The sequence below is a fragment of the Streptomyces sp. NPDC054794 genome (assembly GCF_053611585.1).
Genome location: NZ_JBSHAQ010000024.1, coordinates 66,380 through 92,168, shown reverse-complemented (window position 1 = coordinate 92,168; position 25,789 = coordinate 66,380). Strand labels below are relative to the sequence as shown.

The window sequence follows — 25,789 nt, the reverse complement described above, 5'->3', positions numbered from 1 at the left end:
CGGTTCTCATCGTGAAGTGCGACGTGACGTTCTTGATCCTGTGGCCGGGCGGCTCGAGCCCGCCGCGTGTCGTCCTCGCGGCGGCTCGCACACCGCAGCCCCAGTGATCACACTCGTGGTACGGGTGCCCCACACCCCGCTGATCCCCTCGCTCCCCCACGCAGAAGGAACCCGACCGATGGCTGCCAGTAACCTCGTGCTCCTGTCCAACGCCGGCGACGTGGGCCGCAAGGTCCTCGACGACCTGCGCGCGCGGGATGTGCCCGTACGCGTCATGGTCCGCCGCGACGACGAGCGTGCGGCCGGGCTGCGCGCGCTCGGCGCGGAGACGGTCGTCGGCGACCTGACCCGGCCCGAGACCGTGGCGGCCGCGCTGGAGGGCGTGGGGCGGATGTACTTCGCGATGTCCGTGTCACCGGACCAGCTCCTGGCGGCGACCGTGGTGGCCGGCGTGGCGCGCGAGTACGGGGAACTGGACGCCTTGATCGACATGTCGCAGATGACGGTGTCCCAGATGACCGCCATCAGCACCGGCGAGTCGAACCAGCAGCGGCTCCACTGGCTGTCGGAGCAGGTACTGAACTGGTCGGGTCTCCCGGTGGTGCACATCCGGCCGACGTCGTTCCTCGACAATCCGCTGTTCACCACGCTGGCGGCACGTTCCATCCGGGAGAACGGCACGCTCGCACTGCCCTTCGGCACCGGACGCACCTCGCCGATCGCCACCGAGGACGTCGCCCGAGTGGTCGCCACCGTGCTACGCGACCCGGCCGCACACATCGGCCACGTCTACGAGCTCACCGGGCCCCAGACCCTCGACATGACGCAGATCGCCGAGCAGTACTCGCGGGCGTTGGGCCGCCCGGTGACCTACGTGGACGTACCGCTGGACCAGTGGCGAGAGGACGTCCTCGCCAAGGCCGGTCTGCCACCGCACACCGAGCAGCACATCGCCACCATGGCCCGACTGCACCGGGAGAACCGCTACGACCGCACTTCCGACGACGTCGAACGCCTGACGGGCGAACCGGCCCGGACCGTCGAGTCGTTCGTGGCCGCCCGCAAGGACTTCTACCTGGGCTGAACACACCGTCCGGTCGACCAGCCGCGGGATCAACTGGTCGACCGGACCGGCTCCGCGGATCAGAACTGCTCGACGAAGTACGGCTCGACGGTCATCCAGCCGTTGCCCCTCGCGCCGTTGAGGCGGCCCGAGGAGTTGCGGGCCAGGGTGTACCAGGACTCGACGTAGTCCGGGTCGTCGGTGAACCAGGAGTCGGGCATCGCGCTCAGTACCGCGTTCACCAGCGGGATGTAGGTTCCCTGGTCCGTGATGGTGAGCAGGGCCGTGGTGATCGCCTGGGCGAGGGCCTTGTAGTTGGTGCCGTCGTCGTCCTCCATCATGACGACGTCGGCGAGGTTGTACTTGTAGTTGGACCAGTTGACCAGGATCTGGTTGGGGTAGTAGACGGTGTTGTCGTAGTCCAGGTACGGCATGTCGACCGAGTCGACGCGGGCCTTGCCGTCGAGACCGAAGCCGGTCACGAGGGAGAACATCTCGGCCGCGCCCTTGAACCAGGGCTCCTCGTCGTCCCGTACCTCGATCGCGTCGACCTTGGTGGCCCACCAGCCCGCCGTGGCCGTGGTGTTCAGGGCGCCGGACCGCGTCTGGGGCTTGCTGAGCCCCTTGGCGACCAGCTCCTCGTGCAGCACCGCGAGCCCTGCCCGGTGGGCCTTGGAGACGTCGATGTCGACGATGTACAGGGGCCGGTCCGGCACCTTGCTCGTGTCGATGGTGTGGCGCCGGCCCTGGCTGTCGTAGGCCGTGAGGGTCTTGGCGTGGTCGTCCGTGGCGGCGACAGCGACCCAGGGGGCGCTCGCGGCGGTGAGGTGCGGGCGCATGGACTGCGCGCCCAGGCGTATGCGCAGCATGGAGCCGGTCCGCGCCGGAAGCCCCTTGAGGGAGAGGATGCGCCGGTCGGCGCCGGCGACCGCGGACTTGAGCCCCGTGCCTGCCGTGTCGGCAGCCTTGCCGGTCAGGGCGTGCAGGTCCACTTCGCCGCTCTTGAGGACGGCCTCCCTGACCTGCTCGCGCCACTGCTGGGACAGCAGCGAGGAAGCCACGGTGCGGGCGATGCCCTCCTCGACGCCGAACACCGGGGACTGCCGGGAGGCGGACGTCTTGGCCTCGGACATCGGCGCCGCGGAGGCGGCCGCGGTCGGCTGGAGCGTCCCGATGGCGAGGGCCGCCAGCGTCGCGCCGATGAGGGTGGCGTTGCGTCTCTTTCTCGCTGTGCTCACGGGGATCCTCCTGTGATCGAGCACTGATGCACCGGGGTTGGCGGTGCGACGGTGAAAGGAGCGAGGGTCCCTCGCGGTGCGGACCGCTCGGGATCGTGCCTCCGCCCGGCAGCACACCCGGCGGACATTTGTGTCGCGTCCATGACAAGCAAATCGACCGATGGACGCGCGTAGATTTCTGCCAACACTGGCCTGGCGACATGAAGTTGGACGTACCGCGATGGGTGCTTGGTGCGAACTCCCGCGCACGGAACCGGGTTCAGCCGACTCGGAGTCGGCCGAACCACGGCAGGTACCCTTCCACTCGCGCCGGAGTCGGCCGCACCGCGCCGAGCCCTCCGGGGCTACCGGCCCCGGCAAACGGCCCCGTTCACCCCGATCCGGTGCTCTTGCCCCCGGACCGCGACCGGCCGGGGCCGAGCGAGCCCAGCATGAGCTTCTCGGTGCCGCGCAGATACTTCTCGGCCGCGCTCTGCGCCTCCTCGACGCGGCCTTCGACCACCGCCTGCACCACCGGAGCCAGTCGTCCGGCGGCCTTGGCGGGGTCCTCGAACGGGGCCTGGAGCGCCAGCCGCACCGGCAGATACGCGTTGAACAGCGTGTTCGTGAGCAGCAGATAGACCCGGTTGCCCGTGGCCCGCGCCAACTCCCGGTGCACCTCCACATCGGCGAGCTGGGTCGCGTCGACATCCGGGGCCTCGGCCACCGCCTGCAGCAGTTCCTGCAGGCGGCGGGACTGCTTGACCGTGCGTCGTGCGGCGGCGCGACCGGCGATGAGCGTCCCGATGTGCCGTCGCGCCTCGAAGACCTCCTTGAGCCAGGACGAGTCCTGGGAGGCCAGCATCGGCAGCAACTCGGCGCCGCCGAGCCGCAGGAAGTCGATCACGCGGGTGCCGATGCCGTGCCGTGTGCTGAGCAGCCCCGCCTGCTCAAGGCGGGTCAGGGCGTGCTTGAGGGTGGTGCGGGTGACTCCGTACCCTGCCGCGAGCTCACGCTCGGGAGGCAGCAGGGTGCCGGGTTGGTGCTCACCCCGCAGAATGTCGTCACGCAGCCGGGCCTCCAGCACATCGACCACGGACTGACGGGGAATGCTTTCGACGGCCACGGACGGTCTCCAGAGGGGCTGGTCAGTGGGTGAGTGGCTCAGCCACGCCCGTTCAGTGAAGCACCTTGCCCAACAGGCCGTCAATCCTCCATCTCTGGCCAGCATTTGACACTGCGTCCACGGGACGGAGTCACGCCCGGCCGGATTCGAGGATCTTCTTGAGCGTGGCCAGTTCGGTGTCGACGAGGTCGACCTGCTGCACGAAGAACTCGCGGCCGAAGGTGGGCGGTTGATAGAAGGTCATCATGAATTCGGCGCCGTCGCCGTTGGGCACCACGCGGGCCGGGACCCGCCAGGAGGCGGTGTCGTCGGCGTAGTCGTGGTCGAGGATGCCGAGTTCGGCGTCGGCGTGCATGCGAAGCCTGGCCGGACCCACGGGGGTGGACATCTGCCACCAGTCGGGGTCGGCGGTGGGCTCGATCGATCGGATGTTGACCACGGCCCACTTGGACCAGTTCGCGGGGTCGGCCAGGAAGGCGTACACATCCGCGAAGGGGCGGTCGATGCTGACGGTCTTGGTGATGGAGAGGGCGGTGCTCATGGCGCGCTTCTTCTTCCAGGTGTTTGTCGTCTAGGAGTTGTCGTCCTCGGATGCGGGATGGACTTCGCCCACCAGGCGCCTGATCCACGCCTCCAGTTGCCGGCGCTGGGCCGCGTCGAGCGAGCCGAAGTAGTGGGCGTCGTTGCGGTCGGCGATCTCGGCCAGGACCGGCACGAGGGTCTGGCCCTCGTCGGTCAGGACGAGCCGGACGATCCGCCGGGAGGCGGGGTCCGGCTCGCGCCGGATCAGGCCCTTGGCCATGAGACGGTCGACCAGCCGGGAGACGGCTCCGGGGTCGATGTCCATGTGGGCGGCCACGGCCTTGGTGGTGTCGTGTCCGTGGAAGACGCCGACCATCACACCCCACTGGGAGACGGTCACGCCGTGCCGGTCCAGCTCTGCCTCGAACCGGCCGTGGACCTCGTCGGACAGGCGTCGGAGCCAGTATCCGAGGTGGTCGTGCAGCCCGCTTGTCGTACTCACGCATCCATCATCGTTGCCGCGACAACAGTTGTCAAGGCAATCGTTGACCGGGCCGTACCCCTCGGACGCCGTCCTCCTCGGACATGGAAGGGGACGAGTTCCGGCGGCTGCCGGAACTCGTCCCTGGTGTGCGGGCCGGCCCGATCAGGCGCCGACGTACTCCGCGAGGTGTTCGCCGGTGAGGGTGGAGCGGGCGGCGACCAGGTCGGCGGGGGTGCCCTCGAAGACGATGCGGCCGCCGTCGTGCCCGGCGCCGGGGCCGAGGTCGACGATCCAGTCGGCGTGCGCCATGACCGCCTGGTGGTGCTCGATGACGATGACCGACTTGCCGGAGTCGACGAGCCGGTCGAGCAGGCCGAGCAGCTGCTCGACATCGGCCAGGTGAAGGCCGGTGGTGGGCTCGTCGAGGACGTAGACACCGCCGTTGTCGGCCATGTGCGTGGCCAGCTTGAGCCGCTGCCGCTCGCCGCCGGACAGCGTGGTCAGCGGCTGACCGAGGCTGACGTAACCGAGGCCGACGTCGGCGAGCCGGCCGAGGATGCGGTGCGCGGCCGGTGTGCGCGCCTCGCCGTTGCCGAAGAACTCCTCGGCCTCGGTCACCGACATCGCCAGCACCTCGGTGATGTCGCGGCCGCCGAGGTGGTGCTCCAGCACCGATGCCTGGAACCGCTTGCCCTCGCACTCCTCGCAGGTGGTGGCGACGCCCGCCATCATCGCCAGGTCGGTGTAGATGACGCCGGCGCCGTTGCAGTTGGGGCAGGCGCCCTCGGAGTTGGCGCTGAACAGCGCGGGCTTGACGCCGTTGGCCTTCGCGAACGCCTTGCGGATGGGGTCGAGCAGTCCGGTGTACGTCGCCGGGTTGCTGCGCCGGGAGCCGCGGATCGGGCTCTGGTCGACCGACACCACACCCTCGCGGGCGGGGATCGACCCGTGCACGAGCGAGCTCTTGCCGGAGCCGGCCACGCCCGTGATGACGGTGAGCACGCCGAGCGGGAGGTCCACGTCGACCTCGCGCAGGTTGTTCGCGGTCGCGCCGCGGATCTCCAGCCTGCCCGTGGGCTTGCGCACGGCCTTCTTGAGGGAGGCCCGATCGTCGAAGTGGCGGCCGGTGATGGTGCCCCCGGTCCGCAGTCCCTCGACGGTGCCCTCGAAGCAGACCGTGCCGCCGGCCGTACCGGCGCCGGGGCCGAGGTCGACGACATGGTCGGCGATCGCGATCGTCTCCGGCTTGTGCTCCACGACGAGCACCGTGTTGCCCTTGTCGCGCAGCCGCAGCAGCAGGCGGTTCATGCGCTGGATGTCATGGGGGTGCAGGCCGGTGGTGGGCTCGTCGAAGACGTACGTGGTGTCGGTGAGCGAGGAGCCGAGGTGGCGGATCATCTTGACGCGCTGCGCCTCGCCGCCCGACAGCGTGCCCGCCGGCCGGGCGAGCGCGAGATAGCCGAGGCCGATCTCCACGAATGAGTCGAGCGTCCGCCGCAGCGTGCCGAGCAGCGGCGCCACCGACGGCTCGTCGAGGCCGCGGACCCACTCGGCCAGGTCGCTGATCTGCATCGCGCAGGCTTCGGCGATGCTGATCCCGTTGATCTTCGAGGCGCGCGCGGCCTCGCTGAGCCGGGTGCCGTCGCAGTCGGGGCAGGACGTGAAGGTGACCGCCCGGTCCACGAACTCGCGGATGTGCGGCTGCATCCCCTCCCGGTCCTTGGAGAGCATCGACTTCTGGATCCGCAGGACCAGGCCCTCGTAGGTCATGTTGATGCCCGCGATCTTCATCCTCGTCGGCTCGCGGTGCAGGAAGTCGTGCAGCTCCTTCTTCGTGTACTTGCGGATCGGCTTGTCCTGGTCGTAGAAGCCGGACTCGGTGTAGAGCCGGTAGTTCCAGCCGCCCGGCTTGTAGCCGGGGATGGTGAGCGCGCCCTCGGACAGCGACTTGGAGTCGTCGTAGAGCTGGGTGAGGTCGATGTCGGAGACCGTGCCCCGGCCCTCGCAGCGCGGACACATGCCGCCGGTGATGCTGAAGCTGCGACGCTCCTTCACGGTCTGCCCGGCGCGCTCCACGGTGACCGCGCCGGCTCCGCTGATCGAGGCGACGTTGAAGGAGAACGCCTGGGGCGAGCCGATGTGCGGCTTCCCGAGCCGACTGAACAGGATGCGCAGCATCGCGTTGGCGTCGGTGGCGGTGCCGACGGTGGAGCGGGGGTCGGCGCCCATCCGCTGCTGGTCGACGATGATCGCGGTCGTCAGCCCTTCGAGCACGTCGACCTCGGGCCGTGCCAGCGTCGGCATGAAGCCCTGCACGAAGGCGCTGTAGGTCTCGTTGATCAGCCGCTGCGACTCCGCGGCGATCGTGTCGAACACCAGGGAACTCTTGCCCGAGCCGGAGACGCCGGTGAACACCGTGAGCCGGCGCTTCGGCAGCTCGACGTCGATGTCCTTGAGGTTGTTCTCGCGCGCACCGTGCACGCGGATCACATCGTGGCTGTCGGCGGCGTGCAGCGCAGGCGACGGCGTGTCCGTCCCCGTGGCCTTGCTCATCGTGTCTCCATCTTTCGGGCGGGCCGCGTGCGCGGTCTCCGTCGGCGTCAGCCGGCTCGATCTGGGCGGCTTCGAGCGTAACGTTTGGTTCTCCGGGGGTGGCGGGGTCGCGGGAACAGTCGCCGGCTGCCTTCCGCACCCGCCCGAGGCGTCAGACCAGCCAGTCGCCGTCGCGCATCAGCTCGCGGCCGGTCAGCTCGTTCGCCTCGCGCCAGGCCTGGATACGGCGTGGAGTGACGCGGAACCAGCGGTACGGCGTGGCCGGCAGGCGCGGATCGAAGTCGGCGCGCTCGGCGAACAGGTCGATGCGCTCCTTCGGCAGCCCGTCGATCTCGAAGACCTCGACCTCGCCCTCGATCATGGTCACGTCGCGGGTGGGGCCGAGGCCCAGCCGGACGGAACGGCTCGCGGCCAGGTTCCTGCCGGTCACGCTGTCCGTGGGCGTGGCCATCAGCAGCGCCTCGCCGTCCCAGTCGAAGGAGAGCGGCACCAGGTGGGGCACACCGTCCGCCGCGGCGCTGGCCACCCAGATGTCCACGTCGTGGCGGAGCCGGTACTCGGTGTCACGACGCCGCTGGGCGCCGGGGCGCGGGCCGGCACTCATCGGACCTCGTTGATGCGCACGAGGTTGCCCGCCGGGTCGAGGAAGGCGCAGTCGCGGATCCCGTACGGCTGCTCGGTCGGCTCCTGGATCACCTCGGCGCCGTCGGCCGCCAGCCGCTCGAAGGCGCCGTCGAGGTCGGGGGTGGCCAGGGTGATGCGGGCGTAGTTGCCCTTGGCCATCATCTCGGCGATGGTGCGGCGCTCCTCGTCGCTGACGCTGGGGTCGGCGGCCGGTGGCTCCAGGACGATGGACGTGTCGGGCCGGCCGACGGGGCCGACCGTGATCCAGCGCATCGCGCCGCTCCCGACGTCCTTGCGGACCTCGAAGCCGAGGGCGTCGCGGTAGAAGGCGAGGGAGGTCTCCGGGTCGGTGTGCGGGAGGAAGGTCCAGTGGATGGTGATGTCCATGACCGTCACGCTAGCCGCGGCCCTGTGACCGGCGCTTCTCCATTCCTGATCGGTCGTCCTGATCGGTCGTGCTGATCGGTCCGGTGGGGCTTCCGGCGGGGCCGACTCACGGCATCGCGGGCACGGTGCCCGCTCCCGCGTCGGCCGCGGCCCTGGCGTAGCGGCGGGCCAGGACCGCGAAGGCGTCCTTGAGTTCGGCCGGGCCCACGACCTCGATGTCGGCGTCGAACCTGCCGACGGCGGCGGCCAGGCCGGCCCAGGACCAGGAGCCCAGCAGCAACCGGCAGCGGTCCGGGCCGAGTTCCTCGACCACTCCGTCATTCGTGTACTGGGACACGACAGCAGCGGGCAGGTCGAGGATCACCTCGCCGCGGCAGGGCCAGGTGCCCGAGCCGGCGGAGCCCTGAAACCTGTCGGCGACGAAGGCGGCCACGTCGCCTCCGGGCAGTTCGCGCGCGACGAAGCGGGGCCCCGTCGGCGTGCGCGGGGTGATCCGGTCCGCGCGGAAGGTCCGCCAGTCCTCGCGGTCGAGGTCCCAGGCGACGAGGTACCAGCGCGCGCCCCAGGTGACGAGGTGATGCGGCTGCACCCGGCGCGGCGGAGTCATGGTGCCGCCCTGACCGACTCCCGATGGTGACGCGGGGGCGTAGTCGAAGCGCAGCACCTCACAGGCGTGCACGGCGGCGGTGAGTGCCATGAGCACGCCGCTGTCGACCTGCGGGTTCGGCCGGGTCGTGGGCCGCTCGACGGCGGTGACATGGAGGGTGTCGACGCGGTGGCGCAGCCGGGCGGGCATGACCTGCCGGACGGTGTTCAGCGCCCGCACCGCGCCCTCCTCGATGCCGGCGCCGGTGGTGGCGGCGATCCGGAGCGCCACGGCGAGGGCGACGGCCTGTTCGTCGTCGAACAGCAGCGGCGGCAGCTCCGTACCGGCGTCCAGCCGATACCCGCCGTCGGGGCCCTTGACCGCCACGACGGGGTAGCCGAGCTCGCGCAGGCGGTCGACATCGCGGCGCACGGTGCGCGCGCTGATGCCCAGCCGCTCGGCCAGCAGGGCTCCCGGCCAGTCCCTGCGCGACTGGAGCAGCGAGAGCAGCGACAGCAGTCGCGCTGAGGTCTTCTGCATGCTGCCGATGGTGCCGCAAGAAGCGGCCACATCCTGGCCGCTTCTCCTGGAACCGTCGTCATCGAGCGGGGCTGCGCGAGCAGGACCGCGCAGATCGGAAAAGTTGGCCGAGTGGCAAGGAGCCCATCATGTCCGTCAGTGCTGTGACCCACCTGAACTTCCGGGGTGACGCCCGCGCGGCGCTCGATTTCTACCGGTCCGTGTTCGGCGGGGACCTGGTCATGGTCACCTACAAGGACGCCGGAAACGTCCAGGAGCCGTCCGAGGCGGACCAGGTGATGTGGGGTCAGGTGGCCGCCGACAGTGGATTTCGCGTCATGGCCTACGACGTGCCCTCGCGCATGCCGTGGAGCCAGGGCGAGAACGCGTTCTTCGTTTCACTCCGCGGCGAAACGGCCGAGGAGATCACGGCGTATTGGAAGAAGCTGTCCCAAGACGCCAGCGTCCTGCGTCCGTTGGAGCCCGCTCAGTGGGCGCCGCTCTACGGAATGCTGAGGGACCGTTTCGGTGTCACCTGGGTCGTGGACGTCGCCAGCGAATACAACGCGTCCTGACGACCAATGCCCGGGCGGCGGTCATCCGCCGCCCGGGGGGGGGCCATCACTCGAACACGACGGGCACGTGGAGCTTGTCCCAGGTGTTCTTTCCCGGAATACCGTCCGCGTCCGCTCCGCTGAAACCGAGTTTGCGCTGCCATTTGGCGTACGACGCGCGGTCCGCGTCGCTCCATTGGGCGTCCGGATCGCCGGGGTACACGGAGCAGCCCTCGTCGATGAGGCGGTAGCCCATGACCTCGATGATCGGGCTGACCGTCGCCGGCTGGAAGAAGTCCGCGCCCGGGAAAGGCTCGAACTCCTGGTCCGGGACCGGTACCCCTTCCGGCGGGGAGACACGGATCCGCTGTCCGAGGTGAATGATGTTCGGGTCGGTGATCTCGGGGTTCCACTCCAGGAGCTGCGCCAGTGTCACATGGATCCTGGCTGCAATCTTGGAGAGAGTGTCGCCAGTTCTCACCGTGTAATACAGCGTTGTCGTATCCATGTGACCACTCTATCGAGGAATATCGGATCCCATAAGGGGAGATATCCGAAAATTGACGGGAACGCGGCGACACCCGCTGTTTCCTCTTTCACTTATTTACGACTCAACGGATCCACCGGAGTCGGTTACTCGCCACAACAACCCATAAAGAAGGGGAAGGAGCGCACTCACCCCTTCCCACCCTCAACGTACAGCGCACCGGGTGGCCCTCGCGGTGCGGTTGCGGGAACTCGCCGCGGAAGTGCGCGTGTGCGCGCCGCCGGACGAGGAGTTCACGGAGCGGCTGGCCGGGGTGGGGGTGCCGATGGTGCCGGTCGGTCAGCGGTGCGCCGGCTGACGACCGGGGCGACGCCGCCGTCTCCAGGGGGTGTGCCTCAGCGTGCGGCCGCGTTGATCGCCTCGTATTTCGACAGGGTCGCCGCGGCGGCCGAGGGGTGTGATGTGCTCGTGGCGTCGGGCCTGCTGCCGGCCGCGGCCGGCGCACGGTCGGTGGCCGAGAAACTGAACATCCCCTATGTGTACGCGAGTTTCCAGCCGATCACCCTGCCGTCGCCGCACCACCCGCCGCACCCGCGGCCGGGCCGCCCCTTCCCACCGGACGTGACCGACAACCTGGTGCTGTGGGACCTGGACGCGCAGAGCGCGAAGGCGCTGTTCGGCGAAGCACTCAACACCCCAGCGGGCGTCGAACGGCCTGCCACCGGTGGACGACGTCCGCGACCACGCCTTCACCGAGCGCCCGTGGCTGGCGACGGACCCGCTCCTGGGTCCGTGGCAGGAGCCGACGGACCTGGACGTCGTGCAGACCGGCGCGTGGCTCCTCCCGGACGAGCGTCCTCTGCCGGCCGACTTGGAGGCGTTCCTGGAGGCCGGCACGCCACCGGTGTACGTGGGCTTCGGCAGCATGCCGATGCATGGTTCGCAGGGCGCGGGCCATACGGCCATCGAGGCGGTCCGGGCACAGGGCCGACGTGCGATCGTCTCCAGCGGATGGGCGGACCTGGCCCTGAGCGACGACCGGGACGACTGCTTCGCCGTCGGTGAGGTCACCCACCAGGCGCTGTTCCGCCGGGTGGCCGCCGTCGTGCACCACGGCGGCGCGGGCACCACGACGACCGCCGCGTGGGCCGGTGCGCCTCAGGTGGTGGTTCCTCAGCAGGCGGTGGACCAGACCTACTGGGCCGACCGGGTGGCCGAGTTGGGCATCGGCGTGGCCCACGACGGCCCGAGTCCGACCTTCGCGTCCCTCTCGGCCGCGCTCGGTTCGGCCCTCACCCCGCGGACCCGCGCACGAGCGATCGCCCTGGCCGGCACGATCCGCACGGACGGAGCGCTCGTGGCCGCGAAACTGCTGCTCGACGGGGTCGGCTGAGGAAGGCCGACCCGTCGACGCTCCGGGCGGGACTACGCGTCGTACGACGGCACTCGGGCGGCGAGCTCGGCGGCGAAATGCCGGGCCTGCGCGCCCCAGTCATGGTCGGTCGCCCCGAAATGCTGCAACACCTCCAGCAGTTGCTGTGCCTCGGACAGCGTCAGCAAGGGCAGCCGCGGCTCCTCAAGCTCCAGCAGTTCGGAGGTGTCGGCGGCGAGAAGGTGGTCGTCCATACCCGACTCAACCGGGAGCCCGCGCAGGGGTTACGGTGACCCGGCCCAAGGCCGGGCAATGATCGCGTCCGCTCGGATGCCGGCCCCCTCTACGCCTGCCCCCGGCAGGCGGACCACACCTCCTGGAGGAGGGCCGGGTAGTTCTCGCCGTAGGTGGCCACGGCCGCGAACACCGCGTCGAGGGCTGCCCGGAGCGGGTCGGGGTCGGCGGCGTCGAGCAGTGCGGGGATGGCCATATGCGGCTGGGACATGCGCAGGGACGGGTCCGGCTCGCCGATCGTGGCGACCAACCTGTACCTGGATTTTGCGGCGGGCGGCTGCGCCGGCGGATCGGGCGGGCTCAGCGGCTCCGCCATGGCTGCCGCGGGGCCCACGATCGGTGTCATCGCCTCGGGGAGGGGTAGCGACACATACGGGTCGTCGTCGGGGGCGGCGGCGGGCGGATGGAAGGGCGGCCACTCCGGAGGGACGGCCCGGCCCACGGTCCCGTCGGGAGCATGCGGGTCCGCGTCCAGGGCCTGCCAGACGGCGTCCGGTTCGTCCAGGGGCGGCGGCAGCGGGCGTCCCTCGGCCAGGGCGGTGAGCCCCCGGGAGATCCAGTCGAGCTGCGTGAGACCGGCCGTCTCACATGCGCGTCGCGCGGCCAGCAGCGCCACCGCACGCTGGACCTCCGGGCCGGCGGCGTCGATGGTGTGGACGAGGGCCGCATCGAAGCGGACCAGGCCGCTCACGTTGCCGTCGACCTCGCGCAGGGCCTGGCTGGGCAGTTGCCCGCCCCAGTCCCACAGTTCGTAGGCGAGTTCGCGTTCTCTGTCCGCCTGTTCCTGTGCGAGGCGGGCAAGGCGTACGGCCTCGGCGCGTTCGGCGGGGGTGGGAGGGGGCGGCAGCTCGCGGGCGTAGCCGTGCCAGTAGGCGGCGGAACCGGAGGTCTGCTTCAGGACGCGGTCCGGCGACGGCGGAGCGGGCCAGAACTGGAGCAGGTAGCTGTCCAGTTGGGGCTCGTCATCGAGTCGGGTGTCGCGCTCGCGTGCCGTGTCCATGCCCTTGGCGCAGTAGCGCACCCGGTAGTCCGTCTCTTCCAGGCCCAGGTCCCAGTCGCCCATGCCTCCCCACAGGACGAGGGCGGTGCTGTTCGACACGGGTCGGAAGGACACCTCCACCACGTCCTCCCATTCCGGGTCCAACCGCGCTGGTTCCTCGTGCACTTCGACGGTGAATCCGACCTCGCCGGTGTGCAGCCCGGTCGTCAGCCACAGCGTGCCGGGGATCGCCGCCCCGCAGAGCCCGGAGCTCTGCCCCGCGAACGCCTCGGCGAGGTCCGGGCCGTAGCTGTCCGGATCGCTCTCGACGTAGATCTGACCGTAGTGAACGGAAACCTCGCCCTCGACCGGCCTGCGCATCTATACCCCCAACGCTCCGAGTACCACGCCATGTGCGGATATCCGGAAGGCTACGGCTCGGCACTGACAGCGCCCTCGGACCGATGTCCGAGCCGGCGGCGTCAGACGGGGTAGAGGATGAAATCCGCGCAGGCGCGCCGGCCGGGTCGGTCGCCGGCCTCCGCGATCGCCGCGCGGATCCGGCGCAGGTGATCGGTCGTCATCTGGAGCGGGGGCTCGTCGGGCTGGTAGGTGGTACGGATCGGGTAGTCCACGCCCGGCCGACTGGTCATCTCGATGTGGCAGCCGAGCACGTACGTGACCGGCCGACGGTCGGAGAACTCGATCAGCCGGTCGACGGTGCGGGCGAAGGCGTGCCAGTCCTGGATGTAGAGCCGACCGGGGTAGACCGTGTCTCCGGTGAGCAGGAACCCGGTCCACGGGTCGTAGAACGTCACCGCCGCCTCGTGGTGGCCCGGGGTGGCCAGGCACTCCAGCACCCGGCCGCCCAGGTCGACCGTGCTCACGGCGTCGGGGTCCGTGCCGAACCGGAAGTACTCCCAGGCGGTGGCCAGGTCCGCGCCCACCACGGTGGTGTGGGGGCGGTCGGCGAACTGGCCGTCGCCCGCGACATGGTCGCCGTGCGCGTGGGTGTGCAGAACGAGGAGGTGATACTCCTCCCGGGGGTGCCGGGCGAGCCACCCGTCGACGAGTTCGTCGACCACCCGGCGCAGCGGAAAGAACTCCGCGGACGCGGTGGCGCCGGTGTCGATCAACACCGCCCGGGAATTGCCGAACAGCAGGAACAGGAACGGCGCTTCATAGTCGATCGCCATGTTCTGCCGCAGGATGAACGTGTGCTCGTCGTAGGCATGGACCTGGATGTCCGGATCGGTGTTGTGCTTCGCCGACGGCGAGCCGTGGATCCACCGGACGTCCAGCGCCTGGGGCCGGGGAACACCACCGGCGAAATCGATCAGGCCCGTACCCGCTTCCATGACGTCTCCTCCGACGCGTCGTCTTGGCAGACCGGGTACGGCGCGCATCTCGTCCGGGGCAGGCACGTACGAGCCTCCGCGATGACGCTAACACGGCATCATCGCGGCGTTTCGGCTCCCCGAAGGACCTCAGCCGGCCGACACCGGAAACAGCATGCAACTGCTCGTCGCGTGGGCCAGGAGACGGTCGTCGGAGTCGAGGAGTTCGGCCTGCGCGAGGGCGGTGCGGCGGCCGTGGTTGAGGAGGGAGCCGACGGCGCGGACCTTGCCCGTGTCGACGGTGATGCGGCGCAGGAACTTCACGCTGAGGTCGAGCGAGGTGTATCCCATGCCCGCCGGCAGGATGGACTGCACGGCGCAGCCCGCGGCCGAGTCGAGCAGGGTTGCGTAGACGCCGCCGTGCACGCTGCCGATGGGGTTGTAGTGCTCCTCCCCCGGTTCCAGGACGAAGACGGCGCGCCCGAAGTCGACCTCCTCCAGGGAGAAGCCGATGGTCGCGCCGATGGGCGCGGAGGGCAGACGTCCGCCGAGCACTCCGCGCAGGAAGTCGAGTCCGCTCTCCTGGCCGACGGCGGCCGCGGAGATACCCGGGTCCTCCCACTCGAACGTGCGTGACCTCGACATGACCGTGCCCTCCTCAGCTGGCTTCCAGATTCGAAGTTAGCCAGTCGAACCTCTGGCTGTCAATGTCACAGTCAGCCTACGATGGCCCCATGGCCTGGCTGGACCTGAGCACCGAGAACTGCACCGTGCAGCGCACCCTCGACCTGATCGGCGAGAAGTGGTCGCTGCTCGTGTTGCGTGACGCGATGAACGGCGTGCGCCGCTTCGACGACTTCCGGCGGCACGTGGGGCTGTCCGAGGCGGTGCTGGCGGACCGGCTGCGCAAGCTGGTCGCGGCCGGGATCCTGGACACCGTTCCGTACCGTGAGCCGGGGCATCGCACCCGCCACGAGTACCGGCTCTCGTCCAAGGGCTGGGACCTGTGGCCCGTGATGATCGCCCTGAAGCAGTGGGGCGACCGCTACACCGCGGATCCGGAGGGACCGCCGCTGGAGGTGCGGCACCGTGACTGCGACGACCCGCTGGAAGTCGTCGTCGTCTGCGCGGGCGATCACGGGCCCCTCAACCCGCGGCAGGCCTACACGCGACCCGGCGCCTCGGCACACACGGCGAGCTGACGGGTGGCCCAGAGGTAAGGGTGTCCCAGGGGGCCACGGCTTCAGAGGTTGATCATGTGTCCCGCGAGGCCGTGCAGGGCGTCCTGGACCGCCTCGCTCAGCGTCGGATGCGCATGGACGTTCCGGATGAGCTCGGTCACCGTGAGGTCCCATTTCTGCGCCAGCGTGAGCTCGGGAAGCAGCTCGGTGACGTCCGGACCGATCATGTGGCCGCCCAGCAGTTCGCCGTGGCGGCCGTCGCTGATCAGCTTCACGAATCCCGCGGTGTCGCCGAATCCGTGCGCCTTGGCGTTGGCGGTGAACGGGAACGTCGCCACCCGCACGTCGAAGCCCTCAGCGCGCGCCTCGCTCTCGGTCCAACCGAAACTGGCGATCTGCGGCTGGCAGAACGTCGCGCGCGGAATCATGCGGTAGTCCAGTTCCATGGTCTCCGCGCCGGCGATGCTCTCGGCGGCGACGACGCCCATCGCCTCGGCGGTGTGGGCCAGCATCTGCTTCGCCGTCACATCGCCGATCGCGTAGATGTGCGGCTGGTCGGTGCGGCAGTACCCGTCGATGTCGATGGCTCCGCGATCGGTGAGCCGGACGCCCGTCGCTGACAGTCCGTAGCCACCGGTCCGCGGGTGGAAGCCCGTGGCCTGCAGCACCTTCTCCGCCTCCAGGACCTCCTGCCGGCCGTCCCGCTCGACGACCACACGGACCCGGTCGTCGGCCTCCTCCATGCTCCGCACCCGCGTGGAGGTCAGCAGGTTGATCCCCTGGCGCCGGAAGCGCTTGGTGAGCTCGGCCGAGACCTCCTCGTCCTCCAGTGGCGCGATCCGGTCGAGGAACTCGACCAGCGTCACCTCGACCCCGTAACACCGCAGCAGGTACGCGAACTCGACCCCGATGGCACCCGCACCGGCGATGATCAGGCTCGCCGGGAGGCTGTCGGAGAGGATCTGTTCCTCGTAGGTGACGACGCGCCTGCCCAGTGTCGTCCCCGGGAGCAGCTTCACGGTCGCTCCGGTCGCGATGACGCAGGAGCGGAAGGACAGCGTCGCCTCGCCGTCCCTCATCCGCACCTGCATCGTGTGCGGGTCGAGAAACGTGCCCTGCCCCTCGAACTGGGTGATCTTGTTCTTGCGCATCAGATAGCCGACGCCCTTGGCGCGCCCGTCGGCCACCACCCGGCTTCGTTCATAGGCGGCCCGGTAGTCCAGGGTCACGTCTCCGCCGATCTTCAGACCGAACTTCTCCGCGTCGTGCGTGACCAGGTGGGCGATCTCCGCGTTGCGCAGCAGGGCCTTCGCGGGGATGCATCCGATGTTCAGGCAGACGCCGCCCCAGAACCGGCCTTCCACGATCGCCGTACGCAGTCCCAGCTGGGCGCAGCGGACGGCCGCCACGTATCCGCCCGGGCCGGCCCCCAGGACGACGACGTCGAAGTCCGTGTCCATCGCTCCACCTCACTCCGCCTCAGTCCGCCTCGCCGTCGCTCCGAGCGCGGTCAGGGGGTCGGGTACTGCAGATCCAAGGGGCCGGACAGGGCGGCGCGCACCTGGCGGGCGGGTTCGTCGACGAGGACCTCCGGCTCGTCGCGTGCGATGGCGTCCATGGTCATCTCGGCCACGTCCGCCGCCTCGATCTTCGGGGCGTCGACCGTCACGGTGGCGTCGGTGTCCACATAGCCCGCGTGCACCCCGACGACGAGCGTGCCCTGTTCCCGCAGCGCGATGCGGAGCGCGTTGGTCAGGGACCACTGGGCGGACTTCGACGCCGCGTAGCTGGGCCAGCGGCTGTTCGCTCGCCATGAGGCCACCGACAGCATGTTCACCAGGGCTCCGCCGCCGTTCGCGGCGAGGACCGGCGCGAAGGCCCGCGACACGGCCCAGGTGCCCAGGTAGTTCACCTCCAGCTCCCGCCGCGCACCGTCGAAGGATCCCTCGAAGAGTCCCGGCCCCGCCTGGATGCCCGCGTTGTTGATCACTATGGTGACGTCCGACGCGGCCGCTGCCGCGGCCTCGACCTGCTCGGGGTCGGTGACATCGAGACGTACGGCTTCCAGCCCGGGCTCCTCGAAGTCCTCGGGCCGGCGGACGCCCGCGTACACCTTGGCGGCTCCCCGGGCCAGCAGGGCGCGCGAGAAGGCCAGCCCGATGCCCCGGTTCGCGCCGGTCACCAGGGCGACCGATCCATTGATTTCCATGATCGGACTCCTTACTCCGGGGGTTGCCACTCCCGCGCGGCCCGCTCCGGCCAGTGCCTTCGGGCAGCGACGCGCCCCGCTACGGAAGGCGCCCCGAACCGCGTTCATGAAGGACGCGCACACCTGGGCACCGCATCATGGGTGGCGTGTGATGCCGGTGCGTGGGCTCCGCTGTGACAGGCAGGGTCGGCGCTGGTGACGGGCAGGGTCGGCGATCGATGTCCGGGACCACATGCTGTCCTCGCAGGAGCGGGCGTGCACGACGTGCTGGGATCAGTCTTCCCTTCGCCGTGGCCGCCTGTCGATTCGAGCGGGACCCGGGCGCAGGCCTCGCAAGCGCTCGCGCGCTCAAGTACGGCTACGACTCCGCAGCAGGGTCAGGGCGCGCACCGACTTGGAGCCGAGGACCCCGGCCAGCACGGCCATCAGCGGGAGGGCCACGTCCGTCCACGGGTCGCGGATGGGCTTGTAGACCGCCGTACCGTCCTTGATCTCGATGAAGCCGAGCGGACGGGCCTCCAGGCCGCCTCCTCCCCCGCCGCCCTCGGCGGTCTTCGCGGTACCGATCTCGCGCCCGGTGCCGCCGCCGAAGCCGAAGCCGACCCGGGCCACGGGGATGACGGTGACGCCGTCCCGGGTGACGGGTTCGCCGTACACCGCGGCCGCCGAGGCCCGGGCGCCGAGCTTGTCGGCCAGCCGCTCCAGCAGGGTGACGGAGGTGTGCTCCGCGGTGAGGTCCCCGAGCGGGACGGAAGCGGGGGTCTTCTCGGTGCCGCTCATCGGGGGCTCGCTTCCTGGGTGAGGAGGGCAGGCGTCCGTACGAGATGTGGCGGAGTCACTACAGAGCGAAGTGACTTCACGATAGGCCGCGCCCGGCCGCCTCTGCCAGTGTCTCGCCGGTGCGGCGGTGCTCAGGCGATCCAGCGCGCCGCGAAGACGCCGGACGCGGCCGTGAGGACGGCGGCGGCGACGACCGTGGCGTCGAGCCCGAGGGCGTCGGCGAGGATGCCGGCCACCAGGGCGCCGACGGCGTAGCCGACGTCGCGCCAGAAACGGTAGGTGCCGAGGGCGTTGGCGCGCCAGGTGGGGTGGGCGTGGTCGGAGACGGAGGCGATCAGGGCCGGGTAGACCATGGCGGTGCCGATGCCGAGGAAGACCGCGGAGACGACTCCGGCGAGCAGCGGGCGGCCCAGGAGGGCGAGAGCGAGGACGAATCCGGCGGCCTGGACGAGCATGCCGTGGACGATCAGGGGTTTGCGGCCGATGCGGTCGGCGAGGTGGCCGGTGGGAATCTGGCCGAGGCCCCACAGGATGGGATAGAGGCCCTTGATCAGGCCCACGGCGGCGAGGCCCAGGCCGTGGTCGGTGAACAGCAGGGGGAAGACACCCCAGGTGAGGCCGTCGTTGAGGTTGTTGACCAGCCCGGCCTGGCTGGCGCCGCGCAGGGAGCGGTTGCGCCAGGAGGTACGGGCGAAGGCGGCGGCCGGTCCCGCGTCCTCGCCGGTGGGCGAGGGCTCGGCGTGCTGGGCGAGTTCGAGGGCCACGTGCGCCGCGGTGTCACGGACGACGAGGGACAGGGCGAGGCCGGCGGCGACGAAGACGACGCCGATGAGTTCGGGGGTGGGGCGCAGCCCGTGGTGGGTGGCGAGGTACCCGGTGAGCAGGGCGGTGGCGCCGACGGCGGTGTAGCCGGCGGCTTCGTTGAGGCCGGTGGCCAGGCCCCGCCGGGACGGTCCGACGAGGTCGATCTTCATGTTGACGGTCATCGACCAGGTCAGACCCTGGTTGAGTCCGAGCAGGACGTTCGCGGCGACGATCCAGCCCCAGGAGGGCGCCCAGGCGAGGGCGAAGGGGACGGGGATGCCGATCAGCCAGCCGGTCAGCAGGAGTTGTTTGCGGCGGAAGCGGGCGGTGAGGGCGCCGGCGGCGAGGTTGGTCAGTGCCTTCGTGACGCCGAAGGCGATGATGAAGGAGAAGACGGCGAGGTCGCTGGTGAGGCCGAAGACCTCGGCGCCGATGAGCGGGACGGTGGTGCGTTCCAGGCCGACCAGACCGCCGACGCAGACGTTGACGACGACGAGCAGGGTGAACTGGAGCCAGTTCTCCCGCAGGCCAAGGCGCACGGGCCGTCCGGACGCGTCGGCCGGTGCGGCGGTCGCGGGGCCGGCGTTCACGCGTCCGCCGCCCGGGTGAGCCGCCGACCGTGGGCGGCCGCGTACTCGGCGGGTCCGCCGTCGAGGACGGCGATGTCGGTGCGGCCGGCGCGTTCGAGGAGGCTGGCGGCGGTCATGGCCCGCTCGCCGTGGCCGCACGCCACGATCGGCCCCTCGGGAGCCTCGACGGCGTGGGCGGCGAGCCCGCCGAGCTCGATGTGGCGGGCGCCGGGGACATGTCCGGCGGCGAACTCCGCGTCCTGCCGTACGTCGAGGTAGGGGCGGTCCCCTGCGTGGCCGGCGGTGACGAACGCGGTGGTGGCCCGCGGGTTGCCGTCGTCCAGCCAGGCGGTCATGCCACCCCTGAGGCGTCCGGTGAGCCGCTCGTAGCCGATCTTGTACGCCTGCCAGACGATCTCGTCGAGGTCCTGGTCCTCGCCGGCGACGAAGGCTAGCGGGACGATGTCGGACAGGAGCCAGCCGAGCCAGGTGGCGAACTGGCCGCGCAGCGGGACGGACAGGGCACCGCGGATGTGGCCGGCCGCGTAGTCGGCGGCCGGACGCACGTCGACCACCTGGCCCCCGTCGGCGAGCAGGGACCTGACCTGTCCGGCGTCGAGGGACGGCAGCAGGGGTGCGGAGGTCAGGACGGCGGGGCCGCGCCGGTTGGCCTCGGCGAGCCGGTCGAAGTAGTCCGGGTAGCTGCCCAGGCCGTTCAGCAGCAGTCGTACGAAGGTGTCCTCGTCCGGGGCGGACAGCAGCGGGTTGGTCCGCTTCTGGGCGCCGACGGTGGAGGTGCGCTCGCTGCCGGGCGGGGCCGAGCAGAAGGAACCGGCCCCGTGGGTGGGCCAGAGCGCGACCTCGTCCGGCAGGGCGGCGAGACGCCTGAGGGAGTGGTACTGGGCGCGCGCGAGTTCCTCGGTACGGGCCGCGCCCAGGAGGTCGGTACGGGCAGCCGAGTCCACGACCAGCGAGCCGCCGCTGAACACCCCGAGTTCCCGGTCGCCGTCCAGCAGCAGGAACGACAGGTGCTCGTCCGTGTGGCCGGGCGTCGCGAGGGCCCGGAGGGTCAGGCCGCCCAGGTCCGTCTCGTCGCCGTCGGCCAGCGGGGTGTGCGGGAAGTCGCGCCGTCCGGCGGCGGAGGCGAGGACGCGGGCGCCGTCGTCGTGGGCGAGTTGGACGGCGCCGGAGAGGAAGTCGGCGTGCAGGTGCGTGTCCGCCGCGTACGCGACGGTCAGGCCGCGCCGCTCGGCCGCCCTCCGCAGGGCGCGCAGGTCCCGGCAGGCGTCCACCGCCAGCGCCCGCCCGTCGCCCAGGTCGGCGAGGTACGCGCTGTTCCCCAGCCCCTGGTCGACCAGCGGTATCAGGTGGTCGTCGGCGAAGCCCATCCCATGTCCTTCCGAGCAAGGCTGCCGAGCGGGAAGCGATGCCCTCGGCTCCACTTACAGTAATCCATAGATTTATGGAGTAAGCAATGCGGACGGGTGCTCCGCGGCCATGCCGCTCCGCGACCGGCCGGGGCAGGACCGGTCAGGCCGTGGTGTCCGACACGAGGTACGGCACGAACGTGCTGGTGTTCTGGTCGATGCGGAGGGGGCGGCCGAGGGGTGGTGCGGCGCGTTGGGGGCAGTCGAGGCGTTCGCAGACGCGGCAGCCCATGCCGATGGGGGTCGCGGCGGAGGCGTTGCGAGGCCGAGGCCGTCGGAGTAGACGAGGCGGTGGGCGTGGCGCACCTCGCAGCCGAGGCCGATGGCGAAGGTCTTGCCGGGTTCGCCCCAGCCGCCGCGGTGCCGCGTGAGGGCGCGGGCGGTCCACAAGTAGCGTTGCCCGTCCGGCATTTCGGCGATCTGGACGTGGATGCGGCCCGGTGCGGCGAAGGCCTCGTAGACGTTCCACAGCGGGCACGTTCCGCGCGCGCGGGAGAAGTGGAAGCCGGTCGCGGACTGCCGTTTCGACATGTCGCCGGCCCGGTCGACGAGGAGCACCCGAAGTTCGGAGGCGCGTCCGTGCCCGCCGCGCTCGTCGACTTCGGCCTGCACTTCTCCCACTGCGCGCGGCGCCAGATCGACGCCGGGCACGGTCCGTACTTCTACCTCCCCAAGCTGGAGAACCGCTACGAGGCCCGGTGGTGGAACGACGTGTTCCTCGCCGCACAGGACCTGCTCGGCATCCCGCGGCGTTGGTGCGTACGCCCTCCGCCGTGGGCGGACCACCGATCCGGCGGACCGACAGCGCGGGCATCGCCGAGGTGTGCGCGCGGGCCGGGCTGGACACCGTGGTCTGCGAGGCCGACGCCACGGCCGCCCGCGCCGCGCGGCACCGGGTGTCCCTCCCTGGACCGCACGGTCCAGCGGGGCAGACTGGTGCCGGAGGCGGCGCGGGACGCCCTGGACCGGCTGATCTTCACGGGCGATCTGGAGGACCTGGCCGACCGGCAGCTGGTCGTCGAGGCCGGTTCGGTCTTACGGCCCAGCAGCCCAGCCTGGACCATCCGTCGACGTCGGCGGCCGTGGCGAAGCCGGACTCCGTCATCCGGACGGCCGCCAGCAGGTACGGGGCGAGCAACGCGTTGACGACGCACCCGGCACGGCCACGTGTACGACCACGGCTGAGCGGGCCCCGCCCCGGTGTCCACGGCGCCGTCCGAACCGTGGGACGGCGCTCCGGTGGCTCGCCTCACCCTCTAAGCTGATCGACGCAGCTGGTTCGCCCCGTCCGCCAGACGGGAGGCGTCGCAAGAGGGAACCCGGTGGGAATCCGGGACTGCCCCGCAGCGGTGAGCGGGAACGACCGCCGTCATACGCACTGGGTCCTGAGGACCTGGGAAGCGACGGCCAGTAGGTGTCCTCCTCGGTGAGGACGTGCCCGCGAGTCCGAAGACCTGCCAACTGCCCGCGCGCGAACCACTCGTGCGCGGACATCCCGGTGACCTTCGAGGGCGGGTCGACGTACACACCGAACGGACGGCCGTACGCCGTCGCCGTCCGGTGTGTCACTCCCTTCGCGCTCTCGTCCCGTCCCCGGGATCTCAGGGATTCATCTCGCGAAGGAGATCTCCGTGACCACCAAGTCCGCGGCCGCGGCAGCACGGGCCACCGTGTACGGCTACCCCCGTCAGGGGCGCGACCGGGAACTGAAGAGGGCGATCGAGGGCTACTGGAAGGGCCGCGTCGACGCAGACGCCCTCCGCGCCACCGCCGCCGAACTGCGCCGGACGCACTGGCGCGAGCTGGCCGAGGCCGGCCTCGACGAAGTGCCGACGGGCGACTTCTCGTACTACGACCACGTGCTCGACACCACCGTCATGGTCGGCGCGATCCCCGCACGGCACCGGGAGGCCGTCGCCGCGGACGCGCTGGACGGCTACTTCGCCATGGCGCGCGGGACCCAGGACGTCGCGCCGTTGGAGATGACCAAGTGGTTCGACACCAACTACCACTATCTCGTCCCGGAGTTGGGCCCGGACACGACGTTCGCGGCCGACTCCGCCAAGCAGGTCGCCGAACTGCGGGAGGCCCTCGCCCTCGGCCTGACGGCGCGACCGGTCCTGGTCGGACCCGTCACCTACCTGCTCCTCGCCAAGCCCGCCCCCGGTGTGGCCGCCGACTTCGACCCGCTGACCCTGCTCGACCGCCTGCTGCCGGTGTACGCCGACGTGCTCGCCGATCTGCGCGCGGCCGGCGCCGAGTGGGTGCAGCTCGACGAGCCCGCCCTGGTCCAGGACCGCACCCCGGCCGAACTCAACGCCGCCGGCCGCGCCTACCGCGACCTCGGGGCCCGCACCGACCGTCCGAAGCTGCTGGTCGCCTCCTACTTCGATCGGCTGGGTGAGGCACTGCCCGTCCTCGCCAAGGCGCCGCTCGACGGACTCGCGCTCGACTTCACCGAGGCCGCCGCCGCCAACCTGGAGGCGCTCGCGGCCGTCGGCGGTCTGCCCGGGAAGCGGCTGGTCGCCGGGGTCGTCAACGGCCGCAACATCTGGGTCGACGACCTGGAGAAGTCCCTCAGCACGCTCGGCACCCTGCTCGGCCTGGCCGACCGGGTGGACGTGGCGGCCTCCTGCTCGCTGCTGCACGTCCCCCTCGACACGACGGCCGAGCGCGACATCGCGCCGCAGATCCTGCGCTGGCTCGCGTTCGCCCGGCAGAAGACCACCGAGCTCGTCACCCTGGCCCGCGGGCTCAACCGTGGTACGGACGCCATCGCCGCCGAACTGGCCGCCAACCGCGCCGACCTGGCCTCCCGGGCGAACTCCCCCATCACCAACGACCCGGCCGTCCGCGCCCGCACCGGCGCGGTCACCGCGGCCGACGCCCGCCGCTCACAGCCGTACGCCGAACGGGCCGCGGCCCAGCGCACCCGCCTCGGCCTGCCCCTGCTGCCGACCACCACCATCGGCTCCTTCCCGCAGACCGGTGAGCTGCGCACCGCCCGCGCGGACCTGCGGGCGGGCCGGATCGACACGACCGGCTACGAGGAGCGCATCAGGGCGGAGATCCAGGAGGTGATCACCTTCCAGGAGAAGACCGGCCTGGACGTCCTCGTGCACGGTGAGCCCGAACGCAACGACATGGTCCAGTACTTCGCCGAGCAGCTCACCGGCTACCTCGCCACCCAGCACGGCTGGGTCCAGTCGTACGGCACCCGCTACGTCCGCCCGCCGATCCTCGCCGGCGACATCTCCCGCCCCGATCCGATGACGGTGCGCTGGACGACGTACGCCCAATCCCTCACCGACCGCCCGGTCAAGGGCATGCTGACCGGTCCGGTCACCATGCTCGCCTGGTCCTTCGTCCGCGACGATCAGCCCCGCGCCGAGACCGCGCGCCAGGTCGCGCTCGCCCTGCGCGACGAGGTGGGCGACCTGGAGGCGGCGGGCACTTCGGTCGTCCAGGTCGACGAACCCGCCCTGCGCGAGACGCTGCCGCTGCGCGCCGCCGACCGTCCCGCGTACCTGACGTGGGCGACGGAGGCGTTCCGGCTGACCACCGGTGGCGTACGGCCGGACACCCAGATCCACACGCACATGTGCTACGCCGAGTTCGGTGACGTCGTCCAGGCCATCGACGACCTCGACGCAGACGTCATCAGCCTGGAGGCGGCACGCTCCCATATGCAGGTCGCCCGCGAACTCGCCGCCCACGGCTACCCGCGCGAGGCCGGACCCGGCGTGTACGACATCCACTCCCCTCGCGTGCCCGGCGCCGAGGAGACGGCCGAACTGCTCCGTACCGGCCTGAAGGCCATCCCCGCCGAACGGCTCTGGGTCAACCCCGACTGCGGCCTGAAGACCCGCGGTTGGCCGGAGACCCGCGCCTCGCTGGAGAACCTGGTGGCCGCGGCACGGAGGGTGCGCACGGAGCTGTAGCGGGCCGCGGCCGGTGACCGGGCCTGCCTCGGGTCCGGTCACCGGTCCACCCTCGGTCACCCGCCCCACCCCGGCCGCACCGGATGCTGCGAGGATGCGTGGTGTGGTGACGGATACGGGGTGGGACGGACGGTCCGGCGACCCCGCCGCAGCGGAGCGGGAGGAGTAACGCGGTGACGAGCAGAGTCACTCTCATCTCACCGGCGATGACACCATCGCTGCGGGGGGCCCGCTTCGACGACGGCGACTCGATCGAGGACAGCGCGGCGGCCCGGGCGGGGGCGGCGGCGCTGTCCCCGCCCACCGCCGGTCGAGTCTGCGTCTCCCCCAGCGTGCGCTGCCGGGAGACGGCGGCCGCGCTGGGCCTCGACGCCTCGCAGGAGGCGGGGCTCGCGGGCCTGGACGTGGGCCGGTGGCGGGGGCTCACCCTGGACGAGGTCGGCGCCGCCGAGCCGGAGGCGGTGGCCCGGTGGCTCGCCGATCCCGGTGCCGCGCCGCACGGCGGTGAGTCCGTACGGGACTTGTGTGCGCGCGTCGCGCGGTGGCTGGAGACGACCGGCCTGGCGGACGGCAGGACGGTCGTCGTGGCGGAGCCGGAGGTGATCCGGGCGGTGGTGCTGCACGCGCTGGGCGCGCCCGAGGCCGCGTTCTGGCGCGTCGACGTCCCCCCGCTCGCGGCGACGGAGGTCACCGGCCGCTCCGGGCGCTGGAATCTGCGGCTCGGACCCGTCCTCGCCCCGCCGGGGGACGCATCCGCGCCCTGACGAACGGTCG

General features: G+C 71.1%; 23 protein-coding genes, 5 pseudogenes and 2 riboswitches. Of the genes and pseudogenes, 8 read left to right on the top strand and 20 right to left on the bottom strand.

The window, feature by feature from the left end:
* Positions 1 to 178 precede the first annotated feature (178 nt).
* Positions 179 to 1,084, top strand: coding sequence for an NmrA family NAD(P)-binding protein (locus ACWGKT_RS25095; RefSeq protein WP_453275460.1), 906 nt, complete (start codon positions 179 to 181; stop codon positions 1,082 to 1,084).
* A gap of 59 nt (positions 1,085 to 1,143) precedes the next feature.
* On the opposite strand, the gene ACWGKT_RS25090 is transcribed toward ACWGKT_RS25095, so the two are convergent.
* The 8 genes from ACWGKT_RS25090 to ACWGKT_RS25055 all read right to left on the bottom strand — a co-directional run bounded on the left by ACWGKT_RS25090 (position 1,144) and on the right by ACWGKT_RS25055 (position 9,102).
* Positions 1,144 to 2,301: a DUF3103 family protein gene (locus tag ACWGKT_RS25090; protein WP_453275459.1), complete on the bottom strand. Its 1,158-nt coding sequence runs from the start codon at positions 2,299 to 2,301 to the stop codon at positions 1,144 to 1,146.
* A 370-nt stretch (positions 2,302 to 2,671) separates the two neighbouring features.
* The gene (locus ACWGKT_RS25085; RefSeq protein ID WP_453275458.1) at positions 2,672 to 3,406 is read right to left on the bottom strand and encodes a FadR/GntR family transcriptional regulator; all 735 of its coding nucleotides are present in this window, start codon (positions 3,404 to 3,406) and stop codon (positions 2,672 to 2,674) included.
* Positions 3,407 to 3,536: 130 nt separating this feature from the next.
* The gene (locus ACWGKT_RS25080) at positions 3,537 to 3,947 is read right to left on the bottom strand and encodes a hypothetical protein (protein WP_453275457.1); all 411 of its coding nucleotides are present in this window, start codon (positions 3,945 to 3,947) and stop codon (positions 3,537 to 3,539) included.
* A 30-nt stretch (positions 3,948 to 3,977) separates the two neighbouring features.
* Positions 3,978 to 4,430, bottom strand: coding sequence for a MarR family winged helix-turn-helix transcriptional regulator (locus tag ACWGKT_RS25075; RefSeq protein ID WP_453275456.1), 453 nt, complete (start codon positions 4,428 to 4,430; stop codon positions 3,978 to 3,980).
* Between the two features lie 144 nt (positions 4,431 to 4,574).
* Positions 4,575 to 6,965, bottom strand: coding sequence for an ATP-binding cassette domain-containing protein (locus ACWGKT_RS25070; RefSeq protein ID WP_453275455.1), 2,391 nt, complete (start codon positions 6,963 to 6,965; stop codon positions 4,575 to 4,577).
* A gap of 151 nt (positions 6,966 to 7,116) precedes the next feature.
* Positions 7,117 to 7,569, bottom strand: a complete 453-nt coding sequence (locus ACWGKT_RS25065) for a pyridoxamine 5'-phosphate oxidase family protein (protein ID WP_453275454.1) — start codon at positions 7,567 to 7,569, stop codon at positions 7,117 to 7,119.
* Positions 7,566 to 7,976 carry a VOC family protein gene (locus ACWGKT_RS25060; protein ID WP_453275453.1) on the bottom strand — a complete coding sequence of 137 codons (411 nt, stop codon included), beginning with the start codon at positions 7,974 to 7,976 and terminating at the stop codon, positions 7,566 to 7,568. The genes ACWGKT_RS25065 and ACWGKT_RS25060 overlap by 4 nt, the downstream gene beginning before the upstream one ends.
* 106 nt (positions 7,977 to 8,082) lie before the next feature.
* A complete protein-coding gene (locus ACWGKT_RS25055; RefSeq protein WP_453275452.1) occupies positions 8,083 to 9,102 on the bottom strand; it encodes a helix-turn-helix transcriptional regulator in 1,020 nt (339 codons plus the stop codon).
* 128 nt (positions 9,103 to 9,230) lie between these two features.
* Here ACWGKT_RS25055 and ACWGKT_RS25050 point away from each other — a divergent pair, with 128 nt between their 5' ends.
* Positions 9,231 to 9,656, top strand: a complete 426-nt coding sequence (locus ACWGKT_RS25050; protein WP_453275451.1) for a VOC family protein — start codon at positions 9,231 to 9,233, stop codon at positions 9,654 to 9,656.
* Between the two features lie 46 nt (positions 9,657 to 9,702).
* Here ACWGKT_RS25050 and ACWGKT_RS25045 read toward each other — a convergent pair whose 3' ends face one another.
* Positions 9,703 to 10,143, bottom strand: a complete 441-nt coding sequence (locus tag ACWGKT_RS25045) for a peptidoglycan-binding protein (protein ID WP_453275450.1) — start codon at positions 10,141 to 10,143, stop codon at positions 9,703 to 9,705.
* Between the two features lie 202 nt (positions 10,144 to 10,345).
* Between ACWGKT_RS25045 and ACWGKT_RS25040 the strand changes: the two are divergent.
* Positions 10,346 to 11,515 (top strand): annotated as a pseudogene (locus ACWGKT_RS25040) (glycosyltransferase).
* Positions 11,516 to 11,547: 32 nt separating this feature from the next.
* Here the strand turns inward: ACWGKT_RS25040 and ACWGKT_RS25035 are convergent.
* From ACWGKT_RS25035 to ACWGKT_RS25020, 4 genes are all read right to left on the bottom strand, one after another.
* Positions 11,548 to 11,748 carry a hypothetical protein gene (locus ACWGKT_RS25035; RefSeq protein ID WP_453275449.1) on the bottom strand — a complete coding sequence of 67 codons (201 nt, stop codon included), beginning with the start codon at positions 11,746 to 11,748 and terminating at the stop codon, positions 11,548 to 11,550.
* 89 nt (positions 11,749 to 11,837) lie between these two features.
* Positions 11,838 to 13,148: a hypothetical protein gene (locus ACWGKT_RS25030; RefSeq protein WP_453275448.1), complete on the bottom strand. Its 1,311-nt coding sequence runs from the start codon at positions 13,146 to 13,148 to the stop codon at positions 11,838 to 11,840.
* A 101-nt stretch (positions 13,149 to 13,249) separates the two neighbouring features.
* Complete coding sequence (locus ACWGKT_RS25025) at positions 13,250 to 14,125, bottom strand: MBL fold metallo-hydrolase (RefSeq protein WP_453275447.1); 876 nt, start codon at positions 14,123 to 14,125, stop codon at positions 13,250 to 13,252.
* 12 nt (positions 14,126 to 14,137) lie between these two features.
* Positions 14,138 to 14,205: riboswitch (guanidine-III (ykkC-III) riboswitch) on the bottom strand.
* A 49-nt stretch (positions 14,206 to 14,254) separates the two neighbouring features.
* Positions 14,255 to 14,749, bottom strand: a complete 495-nt coding sequence (locus ACWGKT_RS25020; protein ID WP_453275446.1) for a PaaI family thioesterase — start codon at positions 14,747 to 14,749, stop codon at positions 14,255 to 14,257.
* Positions 14,750 to 14,838: 89 nt separating this feature from the next.
* Between ACWGKT_RS25020 and ACWGKT_RS25015 the strand changes: the two genes are divergently transcribed.
* The gene (locus tag ACWGKT_RS25015) at positions 14,839 to 15,306 is read left to right on the top strand and encodes a winged helix-turn-helix transcriptional regulator (RefSeq protein ID WP_356142455.1); all 468 of its coding nucleotides are present in this window, start codon (positions 14,839 to 14,841) and stop codon (positions 15,304 to 15,306) included.
* Positions 15,307 to 15,347: 41 nt separating this feature from the next.
* Here the strand turns inward: ACWGKT_RS25015 and lpdA are convergent, their stop codons facing one another.
* The 6 genes and pseudogenes from lpdA to ACWGKT_RS24985 form a co-directional block, all read right to left on the bottom strand.
* Positions 15,348 to 16,745, bottom strand: coding sequence for a dihydrolipoyl dehydrogenase (lpdA, locus tag ACWGKT_RS25010; protein ID WP_453275445.1), 1,398 nt, complete (start codon positions 16,743 to 16,745; stop codon positions 15,348 to 15,350).
* Positions 16,746 to 16,795: 50 nt separating this feature from the next.
* A complete protein-coding gene (locus ACWGKT_RS25005; protein ID WP_453275444.1) occupies positions 16,796 to 17,494 on the bottom strand; it encodes an SDR family oxidoreductase in 699 nt (232 codons plus the stop codon).
* Between the two features lie 348 nt (positions 17,495 to 17,842).
* Positions 17,843 to 18,274 carry a spore germination protein GerW family protein gene (locus ACWGKT_RS25000; RefSeq protein WP_356142461.1) on the bottom strand — a complete coding sequence of 144 codons (432 nt, stop codon included), beginning with the start codon at positions 18,272 to 18,274 and terminating at the stop codon, positions 17,843 to 17,845.
* Between the two features lie 131 nt (positions 18,275 to 18,405).
* Positions 18,406 to 19,668: an MFS transporter gene (locus tag ACWGKT_RS24995; protein WP_453275443.1), complete on the bottom strand. Its 1,263-nt coding sequence runs from the start codon at positions 19,666 to 19,668 to the stop codon at positions 18,406 to 18,408.
* The gene (locus ACWGKT_RS24990) at positions 19,665 to 21,035 is read right to left on the bottom strand and encodes an MBL fold metallo-hydrolase (protein ID WP_453275442.1); all 1,371 of its coding nucleotides are present in this window, start codon (positions 21,033 to 21,035) and stop codon (positions 19,665 to 19,667) included. The genes ACWGKT_RS24995 and ACWGKT_RS24990 overlap by 4 nt, the downstream gene beginning before the upstream one ends.
* A gap of 142 nt (positions 21,036 to 21,177) precedes the next feature.
* Positions 21,178 to 21,623 (bottom strand): annotated as a pseudogene (locus tag ACWGKT_RS24985) (short-chain fatty acyl-CoA regulator family protein); the annotation flags it as partial.
* Here ACWGKT_RS24985 and ACWGKT_RS24980 point away from each other — a divergent pair.
* A pseudogene (locus ACWGKT_RS24980) lies at positions 21,618 to 21,824 on the top strand (malate synthase A); the annotation flags it as partial. The pseudogenes ACWGKT_RS24985 and ACWGKT_RS24980 sit on opposite strands and share 6 nt — an antisense overlap.
* A 5-nt stretch (positions 21,825 to 21,829) precedes the next feature.
* Positions 21,830 to 22,100: pseudogene (locus tag ACWGKT_RS24975) on the top strand (3-hydroxyacyl-CoA dehydrogenase NAD-binding domain-containing protein); the annotation flags it as partial.
* A gap of 19 nt (positions 22,101 to 22,119) precedes the next feature.
* Here the strand turns inward: ACWGKT_RS24975 and ACWGKT_RS24970 are convergent.
* Positions 22,120 to 22,248: pseudogene (locus ACWGKT_RS24970) on the bottom strand (3-hydroxyacyl-CoA dehydrogenase family protein); the annotation flags it as partial.
* An 84-nt stretch (positions 22,249 to 22,332) separates the two neighbouring features.
* A riboswitch (cobalamin riboswitch) is annotated at positions 22,333 to 22,550 on the top strand.
* Between the two features lie 155 nt (positions 22,551 to 22,705).
* Between ACWGKT_RS24970 and metE the strand changes: the two are divergent.
* Positions 22,706 to 25,015: a 5-methyltetrahydropteroyltriglutamate--homocysteine S-methyltransferase gene (gene metE, locus ACWGKT_RS24965; protein WP_453275441.1), complete on the top strand. Its 2,310-nt coding sequence runs from the start codon at positions 22,706 to 22,708 to the stop codon at positions 25,013 to 25,015.
* A 173-nt stretch (positions 25,016 to 25,188) separates the two neighbouring features.
* Complete coding sequence (locus ACWGKT_RS24960; RefSeq protein ID WP_453275440.1) at positions 25,189 to 25,779, top strand: histidine phosphatase family protein; 591 nt, start codon at positions 25,189 to 25,191, stop codon at positions 25,777 to 25,779.
* Positions 25,780 to 25,789: the final 10 nt, after the last annotated feature.